Origin of the sequence: Salmonella enterica subsp. arizonae (assembly GCF_008692845.1) — a bacterium.
Classification (GTDB): Bacteria; Pseudomonadota; Gammaproteobacteria; order Enterobacterales; family Enterobacteriaceae; genus Salmonella; species Salmonella arizonae.
Map to the genome: position 1 here is coordinate 237,864 of NZ_VXJW01000002.1, position 12,178 is coordinate 250,041.

A 12,178-nucleotide genomic window follows, 5' to 3' on the forward strand; every position below is an offset into this window, starting at 1 on the left:
CCGGATCGTTAACTGCCTATAATAATAGACCTTATTTACGTTACGCTTTGCAAGGCTGTCCACAGAGTCTGTAAATTCATGCAAGAAAATCGTAGCGCTAATTCACCGCGGAATGCGTGAAAAGCTGTTTTGGCGCGGGCGTTTGGGCTATGCTATGCGGATCTAAACACCACCTCCAAAGCTACATTTGTAGCTGTATTGAAAACAGGACTACTGGCTGCCATGCAAGAGCAATACCGCCCGGAAGAGATAGAATCCAAAGTACAGCTTCACTGGGATGAGAAGCGCACATTTGAAGTGACCGAAGACGAGAGCAAAGAGAAGTATTACTGCCTGTCGATGCTTCCCTATCCTTCTGGCCGACTACACATGGGCCACGTACGTAACTACACCATCGGTGACGTGATCGCCCGCTACCAGCGTATGTTAGGTAAAAACGTGCTGCAGCCTATCGGCTGGGACGCGTTTGGCCTGCCTGCGGAAGGCGCTGCGGTGAAAAACAACACTGCGCCGGCGCCGTGGACGTACGACAACATCGCGTACATGAAAAACCAGCTCAAAATGTTGGGCTTTGGTTATGACTGGAGCCGTGAACTGGCGACATGCACCCCGGAATACTACCGCTGGGAACAGAAGTTCTTCACCGAGCTGTACAAAAAAGGGCTGGTATATAAGAAAACCTCTGCGGTCAACTGGTGCCCTAACGATCAGACCGTTCTCGCCAACGAGCAGGTTATCGACGGCTGCTGCTGGCGCTGCGATAGCAAAGTTGAGCGTAAAGAGATTCCACAGTGGTTTATCAAAATCACCGCTTACGCAGACGAACTGTTGAGCGATCTGGATAAGCTGGACCACTGGCCTGATACCGTGAAAACGATGCAGCGCAACTGGATTGGCCGCTCTGAAGGCGTGGAAATCACCTTCGACGTGAAAGGTTACGATAACACGTTGACCGTCTATACCACCCGCCCTGACACTTTTATGGGCGCCACCTACCTGGCTGTGGCTGCCGGTCATCCGCTAGCGCAGAAAGCGGCGGCGAACAATCCTGAGCTGGCGGTTTTCATTGACGAATGCCGCAACACCAAAGTTGCCGAAGCTGAAATGGCGACCATGGAGAAAAAAGGCGTTGATACCGGCTTTAAAGCGATCCACCCGTTAACCGGCGAAGAGATCCCGGTATGGGCGGCAAACTTCGTGTTGATGGAGTACGGCACTGGCGCGGTGATGGCCGTTCCGGGCCACGACCAGCGCGACTATGAATTCGCCACCAAATATGGTTTGACCATCAAACCGGTTATTCTGGCCGCCGACGGCTCCGCGCCGGATCTCTCCACGCAGGCGCTGACCGAAAAAGGCGTGCTGTTTAATTCCGGCGAGTTCGACGGCCTGGCCTTTGAAGCGGCGTTTAACGCCATTGCCGACAAGCTGGCGGCAAAAGGCGTCGGCGAACGTAAAGTCAACTACCGTCTGCGCGACTGGGGCGTTTCCCGTCAGCGCTACTGGGGCGCGCCGATCCCGATGGTCACCCTGGAAGACGGCACAGTGATCCCGACGCCGGAAGATCAACTGCCGGTGATCCTGCCGGAAGACGTAGTCATGGACGGCATCACCAGCCCGATTAAAGCCGATCCGGCGTGGGCGAAAACCACCGTTAACGGTACGCCTGCGATGCGTGAAACCGACACCTTCGACACCTTTATGGAATCGTCATGGTACTACGCACGTTATACCTGCCCGCAGTATCAGGAAGGTATGCTGGACTCAAAAGCAGCAAACTACTGGCTGCCGGTGGATATCTACATTGGCGGTATTGAACATGCCATTATGCACCTGCTCTACTTCCGCTTCTTCCATAAGCTGATGCGCGACGCCGGTATGGTGACCTCTGATGAACCGGCTAAACAACTGCTGTGCCAGGGCATGGTGTTGGCGGATGCGTTCTATTATGTCGGCGAAAACGGCGAGCGTAACTGGGTTTCGCCCGTTGACGCTATCGTCGAGCGCGATGAAAAAGGCCGCATCGTAAAAGCAAAAGACGCAGCGGGTCATGAGCTGGTCTACACTGGCATGAGTAAAATGTCCAAGTCCAAAAATAACGGTATCGACCCGCAGGTCATGGTTGAACGTTATGGCGCGGACACGGTACGCCTGTTTATGATGTTCGCTTCTCCGGCGGATATGACTCTGGAATGGCAGGAGTCCGGCGTAGAAGGCGCAAACCGCTTTATTAAACGCGTCTGGAAGCTGGTTTACGAACACACCGCTAAAGGTTCTGTCGCGGCGCTGAACGTAGATACGCTGAACGACGATCAAAAAGCGCTGCGTCGCGATGTGCATAAAACCATTGCCAAAGTGACCGATGATATTGGCCGCCGTCAGACGTTCAACACCGCCATTGCGGCGATCATGGAGCTGATGAACAAGCTGGCGAAAGCGCCGCAGGACAGCGAGCAGGACAGAGCTCTGATGCAGGAAGCGCTGCTGGCGGTCGTGCGTATGCTTAACCCGTTCACGCCGCACGTCTGCTTTACCTTGTGGCAGGCGCTGGAAGGCGAAGGCGATATTGATAACGCGCCGTGGCCGGTGGCGGACGATAAAGCGATGGTCGAAGAGTCCACGCTGATTGTGGTACAGGTAAACGGTAAAGTGCGCGGCAAAATCACCGTACCGGTAAATGCCACTGAAGAGCAGGTGCGCGAGCGCGCAGGCCAGGAACACCTGGTGGCAAAATATCTTGATGGCGTTACCGTGCGTAAAGTGATTTACGTTCCGGGTAAACTCCTCAATCTGGTTGTTGGCTAAGCGCGGGAGGAAGCGTGCGATATCTGGTAACACTGTTGTTATCTCTGGCGGTGCTGGTCACCGCCGGATGCGGCTGGCATCTGCGTAGCACTACGCAGGTTCCGGCTTCAATGAAAACGATGATCCTCGATTCCGGCGATCCGAACGGTCCGCTAAGTCGTGCGGTACGTAATCAGTTACGGCTGAATAACGTAAACCTGCTTGAAAAAGACACAACGCGTAAAGACGTCCCGTCTCTGCGGCTTGGAACGGTGACTATTTCGCAGGATACGGCATCGGTGTTCCAGGACGGCCAGACGGCGGAATATCAGATGGTGATGACCGTCAACGCCTCGGTATTGATTCCGGGCCATGACATCTATCCTATCAGCACGAAAGTATACCGTTCGTTCTTTGATAACCCGCAAATGGCGTTGGCGAAGGATAATGAGCAGGCCATGATCGTTCAGGAGATGTACGACAAAGCCGCTGAACAGCTGATTCGTAAGCTGACCAGCGTCCGCGCGGCGGATATTCAGACGACGAAAGAGGAGGCTACCGCAGATAATGAGACGGTGCCCCCTGCCTCTACGCCAGCGCGCGTCTCCACTACGCTGAATCACTAATGATCAGGTTGTATCCTGAACAACTCCGTGCGCAGCTCAAAGAAGGGCTGCGCGCGGCATATCTGCTATTGGGTAACGATCCGCTGCTGTTGCAGGAAAGTCAGGATGCCATTCGTCTGGCGGCTGCGTCGCAAGGATTCGAAGAGCACCACGCTTTTACGCTCGATCCAAGTACCGACTGGGGATCGCTTTTCTCACTTTGCCAGGCGATGAGCCTGTTCGCCAGTCGTCAAACGTTGGCGCTGCAACTGCCGGAAAACGGGCCTAACGCGGTAATGAATGAGCAACTCGCCACGCTGATCGGTCTACTGCATGAAGACCTGCTGTTAATCGTGCGCGGAAATAAGCTCACCAAAGCGCAGGAAAACGCCGCCTGGTACGCCGCGCTGGCAGACCGGAGCGTTCAGGTCAGTTGTCAGACGCCGGAGCAGGCGCAGCTTCCCCGCTGGGTTGCCGCCAGAGCGAAAGCACAGAATTTGCAACTGGATGACGCCGCGAACCAACTGTTGTGCTATTGCTATGAGGGCAATCTGTTGGCGCTGGCGCAGGCGCTGGAACGACTGTCGCTGCTTTGGCCTGACGGTAAGTTAACGCTTCCTCGCGTGGAGCAGACCGTCAATGACGCCGCCCACTTTACCCCTTTCCACTGGGTGGATGCGTTACTGATGGGGAAAAGCAAACGCGCGCTGCATATCCTGCAACAGCTACGCCTTGAAGGCAGCGAGCCGGTCATTCTGCTGCGGACCCTCCAGCGAGAGCTGCTGCTACTGGTAAATCTCAAACGTCAGTCCGCGCATACGCCGTTACGCGCGCTGTTTGATAAGCACCGGATCTGGCAAAACCGCCGCCCCATGATCGGCGACGCGTTGCAGCGTCTCCATCCTGCACAGCTTCGCCAGGCCGTGCAGTTACTGACGCGTACAGAAATTACGCTCAAACAGGATTATGGTCAGTCGGTATGGGCAGAGCTTGAAGGGCTATCGCTCCTGCTCTGCCATAAGGCGCTGGCAGACGTATTTATTGATGGGTGATATGAAATCGTTACAGGCTTTATTCGGCGGCACCTTTGATCCGGTGCATTATGGACATCTTAAACCTGTTGAAACGCTGGCGAATCTGATCGGCTTATCGCGGGTGATTATTATGCCTAACAATGTGCCGCCGCATCGCCCCCAGCCGGAAGCCTCCAGCGCGCAGCGTAAATATATGCTGGAGCTGGCTATCGCCGATAAGCCGCTTTTTACGCTGGATGAACGCGAGCTACAGCGAAACGCGCCCTCTTACACTGCGCAAACGCTGAAAGCATGGCGCGAAGAACAGGGTCCCGAAGCGCCGCTGGCGTTTATTATCGGCCAGGACTCGCTGCTTAACTTCCCCACCTGGCATGATTACGACACCATCCTTGATAACACTCACCTGATCGTTTGTCGTCGTCCCGGCTACCCCCTTGAAATGACGCAGGCGCAACACCAGCAGTGGCTGGAACAGCATCTGACCCATACGCCGGACGATCTGCACCAGTTGCCAGCCGGTAAAATTTACCTGGCGGAAACGCCCTGGCTTAATATCTCCGCAACCCTCATCCGCGAACGGCTGGAAAAAGGCGAATCCTGCGACGATCTGTTGCCGGAAAACGTGCTGAACTACATCAATCAGCAGGGGTTATACCGGTAAGCACATTGCGCAGCGCCGAAAGCAGACGCTCGTTTTGCGCAGTGCTGCGTATCGCCACACGATAATAGCGGCTGTCCAGCCCCGGGTAGTTAGCGCAGCTACGGATTAAAATCCGCTGCGTCAGCAACCGTCGCTGCAGGTCAATATCCTCTCGCTCACAGCGTAACAACAGATAGTTTGCCCGCCCGGGATAGACCGTCAGCAGGGGGAGCTGACAAAGCGCCTGATAAAACCGGGCGCCCTCCTCCCGTAACCAATGCCAGGTCGCCTGTTGCCAGGCACTATCCTGTAACGCTACCTCACCGGCAAGCGCCGCCAGCGCGTTCACCGACCACGGCATTTGTTGGCGACGCATCCGCGCCACCGCCGCGTCATCGCTATTGACGAGATATCCCAACCGCAGGCCGGGAATGGCATAAAATTTGGTCAGCGAACGCAGCACCCAGATATGCGGATTATCTTTAAGAGCAGGAATAAAGCCCGCCTCATGCGGAATAAAATCGATAAACGCCTCATCCAGGATCAGGTTAATGTTCAGCGATTTGCAGCGTTCGGCAATGGCCTGTAATAACTGCCGCTCCGGCAGCAGGCCGGTAGGATTATTGGGCGTACACAGAAACAGGCAGTCCAGATCGGGCGTCAACGCCTCAAGAATGGCATCGGTAAGCTGCCAGCCATCCGCTTCGCGTAGAGACCAACGACGAATTTCACAGCCAATTTGCGCCAGCGCCCGGCCATACTCCGCGAAACCTGGCGTGACAATCATTGCACGACGCGGTTTAAGGCCGCTCGCCACGGTAAAGATTGACTCCGTCTCGCCATTTCCCGCCAGTATCCACGATGCCGGCACCTGATGATGACGCGCCAGAGCCTGGCGCAGATGAAAATAATCGGCGTCCGGGTAGCGCTCAATACAGTCCAGATTGTCGATAAGCGCGCGTTTCACGCTGACAGGCATACCCAGCGGATTAATGTTTGCGCTAAAATCCAGTAACTGGTCAGGCGAGATGCCCAGCACCGTCGCGGCTTCCCGAATGTTACCGCCATGCGCGCTGTTGAATAACGCCATTATGCCTCCGACCAAAAAACGCTATTTTAGTGAAAAAACGTTGCGCAATCAGGGCCATTATCATGTTTTGCGCATTTAACCATCATGAGGGATACCATGCGATTGTGGCTGGTGCGTCATGGCGAAACCGAGGCCAATGTCGCCGGGTTGTATAGCGGACATGCTCCCACGCCGTTAACGGAAAAAGGGATTGGCCAGGCGAAAACGCTACATACCTTATTGCGCCACGCGCCATTTGACAGGGTATTGCGCAGCGAACTGGAGCGCGCGCGCCATACCGCCCGACTCATACTGGAGGGCCGGGATACGCGGCAACACATCTTACCTGAGCTTAATGAGATGTACTTCGGCGACTGGGAAATGCGCCATCACCGCGACCTCACCCGTGAAGATGCTGAAAGCTATGCCGCCTGGTGTACGGACTGGCAGAATGCGGTTCCGACCAATGGCGAGGGTTTTCAGGCTTTTACCCGGCGCGTAGAGCGCTTTATCTCGCGACTCGACGCGTTCAGCGATTGCCAGAACCTGCTGATCGTCAGCCATCAGGGCGTACTCAGCCTGTTGATTGCCCGTCTGCTTGCAATGCCCGCCGCCTCGCTATGGCATTTCCGGGTAGAACAGGGATGCTGGAGCGCAATCGACATATGCGAAGGGTTCGCCACCCTAAAAGTATTAAATAGTCGTGCCGTCTGGCGGCCTGAGTGATGAATTTTCCGTTTTTTCTCGCCGCAGCGGTTTCGCCCATTGACAGCCCCCGACAGGCTGTTATTCTCCGCAGCCAGGCTTTTTTCACCTTGCAGAGCTTTGCAGAAATTGTTTTACAAAAATGGCGATGCTTTCTGTGACGTGGGATGGGATGATAATCTGGTTTTAAACGCCGATCCGGCGACATAAGTCCCGGTATCGCCGCTGATTCAGGTATACTACACGGCGTCCCGCCGAAAGGTTAGCGTTAACTCGCAACACCTTACCGGTCCAGCCTGTTGGCCTTTTTTCTATCGTTATAACGCAATTATTCACCCAGGGGGAAAACTTGCAGGGTAAAGCGCTCCAGGATTTTGTTATCGACAAAATTGATGACCTGAAAGGTCAGGACATCATCGCCTTAGATGTTCAGGGTAAATCCAGTATCACCGACTGTATGATTATTTGTACCGGCACCTCCAGCCGTCACGTTATGTCTATTGCCGACCACGTTGTGCAGTCATCGCGCGCGGCCGGTATGCTGCCGTTGGGCGTCGAAGGCGAAAATGCGGCTGACTGGATTGTCGTCGATCTGGGCGATGTGATTGTGCATGTCATGCAGGAAGAAAGTCGCCGCCTGTATGAACTGGAAAAACTCTGGAGTTAATGCGTGAAGCTGCAACTTGTCGCTGTCGGCACGAAGATGCCCGACTGGGTTCAAACGGGATTTACGGAATATCTGCGTCGTTTTCCGAAAGATATGCCCTTTGAGCTGATCGAAATCCCTGCGGGCAAACGCGGCAAGAACGCGGATATCAAACGCATTCTCGACAAAGAGGGCGAGCAGATGCTGGCCGCCGCCGGTAAGAATCGCATTGTTACCCTGGATATTCCAGGCAAGCCGTGGGATACGCCGCAGTTAGCCAATGAGCTGGATCGCTGGAAACAGGACGGGCGCGACGTCAGTTTGCTGATTGGCGGACCGGAAGGATTATCTCCCGCCTGCAAAGCGGCAGCGGAACAGAGTTGGTCGCTCTCGGCGTTAACGCTCCCTCACCCGCTGGTTCGGGTTCTGGTCGCGGAGAGTTTGTACCGGGCGTGGAGCATCACAACCAACCACCCTTATCACCGTGAGTGATCGTGAAGTCTTGAGAAGATTAAGCAGCGGATGAAACGACAAAATTCTTTTCGTGACTATACGGCTGAGTCCGCACTGTTTGTGCGTCGGGCGCTGGTCGCCTTTTTGGGTATTTTGCTGCTGACCGGCGTACTGATCGCCAATTTGTATAATCTGCAAATCCTCCGTTTTACCGATTACCAGACCCGCTCGAACGAAAACCGTATCAAGCTGGTGCCAATTGCGCCAAGCCGCGGGATAATCTACGACCGTAACGGCATTCCCCTTGCGCTGAACCGCACTATCTATCAGATTGAAATGATGCCGGAAAAAGTGGATAACGTTCAGCAAACGCTGGATGCGCTACGCAGCGTGGTCGATTTAAACGATGACGATATTGCCGCTTTTAAAAAAGAGCGTGCCCGCTCGCATCGTTTTACCTCTATCCCGGTAAAAACGAACCTGACGGAAGTGCAGGTCGCGCGCTTTGCCGTCAACCAGTACCGTTTTCCGGGCGTTGAAGTAAAAGGCTATAAACGCCGCTATTATCCATACGGATCGGCGCTGACTCACGTCATCGGCTACGTATCGAAAATCAATGATAAAGACGTCGAGCGTCTCGACAGAGAGAATAAACTGGCGAACTACGCCGCCACCCATGATATCGGCAAGCTGGGCATTGAACGCTACTATGAAGATATTCTGCATGGGCAAACTGGTTATGAAGAGGTTGAAGTCAACAACCGCGGTCGCGTTATTCGCCAGCTCAAAGAGGTGCCGCCGCAGGCAGGACACGATATCTACCTGACGCTGGATCTCAAATTACAGCAGTATATTGAAACGCTGCTGGCAGGCAGCCGCGCGGCGGTGATTGTCACCGATCCGCGTACCGGCGGCGTGCTATCGCTGGTATCCATGCCAAGTTACGACCCTAATCTTTTCGTGGACGGCATCTCCAGCAAAGATTACTCCGGGCTGCTTAACGATCCGAACACGCCATTAGTGAACCGCGCGACTCAGGGGGTCTACCCACCCGCTTCTACCGTTAAGCCTTACGTCGCCGTATCGGCGTTAAGCGCTGGCGTCATCACCCGTAGTACCAGTCTTTTCGACCCAGGCTGGTGGCAGTTGCCGGGATCTGAAAAACGCTACCGCGACTGGAAAAAATGGGGCCACGGCCATCTGAACGTCACCAAATCCCTTGAAGAGTCGGCGGATACCTTCTTCTATCAGGTCGCCTATGACATGGGGATCGATCGCCTGTCAGAATGGATGGGGAAGTTTGGCTATGGTCACTACACCGGAATTGATCTCGCAGAAGAGCGTTCTGGCAATATGCCAACCCGCGAGTGGAAACAAAAACGCTATAAAAAACCGTGGTATCAGGGCGATACGATTCCGGTAGGCATCGGCCAGGGCTACTGGACAGCGACGCCGATTCAGATGAGTAAGGCGCTGATGATCCTTATTAACGACGGCGTAGTTAAAGTCCCGCACCTGTTAATGAGCACCGCGGAAAACGGTAAACAGGTGCCATGGGTACAGCCGCATGAGCCGCCGGTGGGCGATATCCACTCCGGATACTGGGAAATTGCGAAAGATGGCATGTACGGCGTCGCCAACCGTCCCAACGGTACGGCGCATAAATATTTTGCCAGCGCGCCCTATAAAATCGCAGCGAAATCGGGCACCGCGCAGGTCTTTGGCCTGAAGGCCAACGAAACGTACAATGCGCATAAAATCGCCGAACGCCTGCGAGACCATAAATTGATGACCGCCTTTGCGCCGTATAACAATCCCCAGGTCGCCGTCGCGATCATCCTTGAAAACGGCGGCGCAGGCCCGGCAGTAGGCACGATCATGCGCCAAATCCTTGATCACATCATGCTGGGCGACAACAACACCCATTTGCCTGCGGAAAACCCGGTGGTTGCAGCGGCGGAGGACCAATAATCATGACGGATAATCCGAACAAAAAAACCTTCTGGGATAAAATTCATATCGATCCCACGATGCTACTCATTCTGCTGGCGTTACTGGTTTACAGCGCGTTGGTCATCTGGAGCGCCAGCGGCCAGGACATCGGCATGATGGAGCGTAAAATCGGTCAGATTGCGATGGGGCTGGTGGTCATGGTGGTGATGGCGCAGATCCCGCCGCGCGTGTATGAAGGCTGGGCGCCCTATCTCTATATCATTTGTATTATTCTGCTGGTCGCCGTTGATGCCTTCGGCGCCATATCCAAAGGCGCGCAGCGCTGGCTCGATCTGGGGATTGTTCGTTTTCAGCCTTCGGAAATAGCCAAAATCGCCGTGCCACTGATGGTCGCCCGCTTTATTAACCGCGACGTCTGTCCGCCCTCGCTGAAAAATACCGCCATCGCCCTGGTATTAATTTTTATGCCTACCCTACTGGTCGCCGCCCAGCCGGACCTGGGGACGTCTATTCTGGTCGCTCTTTCTGGTCTTTTTGTCCTATTTTTATCTGGCCTGAGCTGGCGTTTAATTGGCGTCGCCATTGTATTGATCGCTGCATTTATTCCTATTTTGTGGTTCTTCCTGATGCACGATTACCAGCGCCAGCGCGTCATGATGCTACTTGACCCAGAGACCGATCCGCTTGGCGCGGGCTATCATATTATTCAGTCTAAAATCGCTATTGGCTCAGGCGGCCTGCGCGGTAAAGGCTGGCTGCATGGCACCCAGTCGCAACTGGAGTTTTTACCCGAACGCCATACCGATTTTATCTTCGCGGTACTGGCGGAAGAGCTCGGTCTGGTGGGCATCCTGATTCTGCTCGCGCTCTATATTTTGCTAATAATGCGCGGTTTGTGGATTGCCGCCAGAGCGCAAACGACATTTGGTCGCGTGATGGCTGGCGGATTAATGTTAATATTATTCGTTTATGTCTTCGTAAATATTGGTATGGTGAGCGGTATTCTGCCTGTGGTTGGAGTACCTTTACCCCTGGTCAGCTACGGGGGCTCCGCACTGATTGTGCTGATGGCCGGGTTCGGGATTGTGATGTCGATCCACACCCACAGAAAAATGTTGTCGAAAAGCGTATAAGGGGTGCGCAATGCGTAAGCAGTTGCCTGTAATCTGCGTCGCGGCAGGGATAGTACTACTCGCGGCATGTACTAATGACGGCGGTCAGCAGCAAACCACCGTCGCGCCGCAGCCTGCGGTATGTAATGGTCCGGTGGTGGAAATCAGCGGAGCGGAACCGCGTTATGAACCTCTGAATCCAACCGCAAATCAGGATTATCAGCGTGACGGTAAAAGTTATAAAATCGTTCAGGACCCGTCCCGCTTTAGCCAGGCTGGCCTGGCCGCTATTTATGATGCGGAGCCTGGCAGTAATTTAACCGCCTCGGGGGAGATGTTCGATCCGATGCAACTTACCGCCGCTCATCCGACACTGCCTATCCCCAGCTATGCGCGAATCACCAACCTGGCCAACGGTCGCATGATCGTCGTGCGTATTAACGATCGCGGCCCCTATGGCACCGATCGGGTCATCTCCCTGTCCCGCGCGGCGGCGGATCGTCTGAATACCTCGAATAATACTAAAGTACGGATTGACCCCATTATCGTGGCGCCGGATGGGTCGCTCTCCGGCCCGGGAATGGCCTGTACTACGGTGGCGAAACAGACCTACGCTCTGCCTCCCCGGCCTGATTTAAGCGGCGGAATGGGAAGCGTCTCTTCAACGCCTGCGCAGCCGCAAGGCGACGTTTTTCCGGTCAGCAATTCCACTCTGAAAAGTGACGATACTACCGGCGCGCCGGTGAGCGGCAGCGGCTTCCTCGGCGCGCCGACCACGCTGGCGCCTGGCGTGCTGGAAGATAGCGAACCAACGCCAGTCTCCGCGCCAGTTAGCGCGCCTGCCGCAACAGCTCCCGTTTCTGCCCCGGTTAGCGCGCCTGCCGCAACGGCGAGCGGTCGTTTCGTCGTCCAGGTCGGCGCCGTCAGCGATCAAACGCGCGCGCAGCAGTACCAGCAGCGTTTAAGCCAACAGTTCAGTGTACCAGGCCGCGTAATGCAAAACGGCGCGGTCTGGCGTATTCAACTGGGGCCGTTTGCCAGTAAAACGGAAGCCAGCGCGTTACAGCAACGTTTGCAAACAGAAGCACAATTACAGTCCTTTATCGCCAGCGCGCAGTAACATATTGCAGGCATCTGTACTGTCAATTTCTGTAAATGACATTAACAAAGTCACGCG

At 54.9% G+C, this 12,178-nt stretch carries 11 protein-coding genes; 10 read left to right on the plus strand and 1 reads right to left on the minus strand.

The genetic code is table 11. From position 1 onward, the window contains the following. The first annotated feature begins 222 nt into the window (after nucleotides 1-222). The 4 genes from leuS to nadD are packed head-to-tail and all read left to right on the plus strand — an operon-like array spanning nucleotide 223 to nucleotide 5,084. Nucleotides 223-2,805, plus strand: coding sequence for a leucine--tRNA ligase (gene leuS / locus F4V61_RS05735; RefSeq protein WP_001157882.1), 2,583 nt, complete (start codon nucleotides 223-225; stop codon nucleotides 2,803-2,805). A 14-nt stretch (nucleotides 2,806-2,819) separates the two neighbouring features. Continuing rightward, entirely contained in the window at nucleotides 2,820-3,410 is a 591-nt protein-coding gene (gene lptE / locus F4V61_RS05740) for an LPS assembly lipoprotein LptE (RefSeq protein ID WP_080160882.1), read from the plus strand. Then, the gene (gene holA, locus F4V61_RS05745) at nucleotides 3,410-4,441 is read left to right on the plus strand and encodes a DNA polymerase III subunit delta (RefSeq protein WP_079828916.1); all 1,032 of its coding nucleotides are present in this window, start codon (nucleotides 3,410-3,412) and stop codon (nucleotides 4,439-4,441) included. The genes lptE and holA overlap by 1 nt, the downstream gene beginning before the upstream one ends. Nucleotide 4,442: 1 nt before the next feature. Continuing rightward, nucleotides 4,443-5,084, plus strand: coding sequence for a nicotinate-nucleotide adenylyltransferase (nadD, locus tag F4V61_RS05750; protein ID WP_001518902.1), 642 nt, complete (start codon nucleotides 4,443-4,445; stop codon nucleotides 5,082-5,084). Here nadD and cobD read toward each other — a convergent pair. Continuing rightward, nucleotides 5,059-6,153 carry a threonine-phosphate decarboxylase CobD gene (cobD, locus tag F4V61_RS05755; protein WP_079799158.1) on the minus strand — a complete coding sequence of 365 codons (1,095 nt, stop codon included), beginning with the start codon at nucleotides 6,151-6,153 and terminating at the stop codon, nucleotides 5,059-5,061. The two genes, nadD and cobD, sit on opposite strands and share 26 nt — an antisense overlap. 96 nt (nucleotides 6,154-6,249) lie before the next feature. Between cobD and F4V61_RS05760 the strand changes: the two genes are divergently transcribed. The 6 genes from F4V61_RS05760 to rlpA all read left to right on the plus strand — a co-directional run bounded on the left by F4V61_RS05760 (nucleotide 6,250) and on the right by rlpA (nucleotide 12,121). Continuing rightward, nucleotides 6,250-6,858 carry an adenosylcobalamin/alpha-ribazole phosphatase gene (locus F4V61_RS05760; RefSeq protein ID WP_079782054.1) on the plus strand — a complete coding sequence of 203 codons (609 nt, stop codon included), beginning with the start codon at nucleotides 6,250-6,252 and terminating at the stop codon, nucleotides 6,856-6,858. A 328-nt stretch (nucleotides 6,859-7,186) separates the two neighbouring features. After that, the gene (gene rsfS / locus F4V61_RS05765) at nucleotides 7,187-7,504 is read left to right on the plus strand and encodes a ribosome silencing factor (RefSeq protein ID WP_001161670.1); all 318 of its coding nucleotides are present in this window, start codon (nucleotides 7,187-7,189) and stop codon (nucleotides 7,502-7,504) included. Between the two features lie 3 nt (nucleotides 7,505-7,507). Next, nucleotides 7,508-7,975, plus strand: a complete 468-nt coding sequence (gene rlmH / locus F4V61_RS05770) for a 23S rRNA (pseudouridine(1915)-N(3))-methyltransferase RlmH (RefSeq protein WP_079827847.1) — start codon at nucleotides 7,508-7,510, stop codon at nucleotides 7,973-7,975. Between the two features lie 30 nt (nucleotides 7,976-8,005). After that, nucleotides 8,006-9,907 (plus strand): peptidoglycan DD-transpeptidase MrdA, encoded by a 1,902-nt coding sequence (gene mrdA / locus F4V61_RS05775; RefSeq protein ID WP_000828704.1) that lies wholly within the window; start codon nucleotides 8,006-8,008, stop codon nucleotides 9,905-9,907. 2 nt (nucleotides 9,908-9,909) lie between these two features. Continuing rightward, nucleotides 9,910-11,022, plus strand: coding sequence for a peptidoglycan glycosyltransferase MrdB (gene mrdB, locus F4V61_RS05780; RefSeq protein ID WP_000131713.1), 1,113 nt, complete (start codon nucleotides 9,910-9,912; stop codon nucleotides 11,020-11,022). 10 nt (nucleotides 11,023-11,032) lie between these two features. Further along, a complete protein-coding gene (gene rlpA, locus F4V61_RS05785) occupies nucleotides 11,033-12,121 on the plus strand; it encodes an endolytic peptidoglycan transglycosylase RlpA (RefSeq protein WP_079782055.1) in 1,089 nt (362 codons plus the stop codon). Nucleotides 12,122-12,178: the final 57 nt, after the last annotated feature.